The 1,079-nt window shown below is 67.6% G+C and carries 2 protein-coding genes; both read left to right on the top strand.

Translation table 11 applies throughout. The features are described 5' to 3' along the window. Nucleotides 1–211: 211 nt before the first annotated feature. Nucleotides 212–517 (top strand): hypothetical protein, encoded by a 306-nt coding sequence (locus tag AB0L75_RS44510; protein WP_036340689.1) that lies wholly within the window; start codon nucleotides 212–214, stop codon nucleotides 515–517. Between the two features lie 32 nt (nucleotides 518–549). Next, the coding region (locus AB0L75_RS44505) for a hypothetical protein (RefSeq protein WP_365191979.1) at nucleotides 550–1,079 on the top strand (530 nt) is incomplete at its 3' end.

Raw genomic sequence — 1,079 nt, 5'->3', positions numbered from 1 at the left:
GCTGACGCGGGGTCAGAACTGCTCTTGATCTGATCTGGGAGTTGCCCCCACCTGCTGCGGATGCAGTGGGTGGGGGCTTTCTCGTGTGCGGGACAGGTGACATGCGTGGCGGTGCGGCGCGTCGTACATCTGGCAGCGGGCGGGAGGTGCCCGCGCGGGCCGGAAGACATCCGGGCCGTCGTCACATCACATCCCTACGGGAGGACCTCTGATGAGCAATCTGATTCACGCGGCCACCACGGTGGCTGCCGGTGTCCCGGACATCGCACCGCGCTTCGACGGGCCGTGGATGCCCACCATCCAGAACGTCACTGGCCTGGCGTTGGGCACCTTCCTGGTCGTCCTGATCGTCGCCGTCGGCATCGGCGTGCTGGTCTGGATCTTCGGCAAGCTCTCCTCGAGCGGCCGCGCGCAGGACGTGGGTATCAGCTTCGTGGTCTGGGGCATCGTGGCTGCGGCCCTGATCGCCGGTGCCGCGAGCCTGATCGGCTGGGGCGCCGGCCTGCCGCTGTTCTGAGGTCCTGAGCGCACTCACGGAGGGAGAGAACGATGTGGGAGAAGGACTTCGAGGAGTTCCTGCGGGGTTCGATCCTGGGGCTGGCGAAGGCCGCTGCCGGGCTGATCGAGCAGGCTTTCTCCGTGGGTGCGCTGACCCCGGAGTGGTGGGTCACGGTCGTCGGCGGTCAGGTCACCACGACGGTGGCCGGTGGCGAGAGCACGGTGATCGACCACCCGGGGATGCTGAACATCATCGTGGTGGCGATGATCCCGCTGCTGGTGATCTTCGTGGCCGTGCAGGTCGTGCTCTCGGCGGTGCGCGGGTCCACGGCGGGCATGGTGCGCGCGTTCCTGGCGGCGGTGTTCAGCATCCCGGCGACCTACGTGGTGGTCGGGCTGGTGTGGATGGCGATGGGGGCGACCCAGCAGCTGACCTTGTGGATCTTGCGGGTCGGTTCCGGTGGCACCGATGGCGAGGACGAGGCGGTAGCCGGCGTGCTGGGACTGTTCGGTCTGACCTACGACGCCGCCAACGACAAGATCCTGCTGGACGAGAACTTCGCGCAGTGGGAGATGGCCAG

Origin of the sequence: Streptomyces sp. NPDC052101, assembly GCF_040680235.1 — a bacterium.
Classification (GTDB): Bacteria; Actinomycetota; Actinomycetes; order Streptomycetales; family Streptomycetaceae; genus Streptomyces.
Note: the sequence above shows the minus strand (reverse complement) of the source record. Positions and strands in the feature narration are given on the sequence as shown.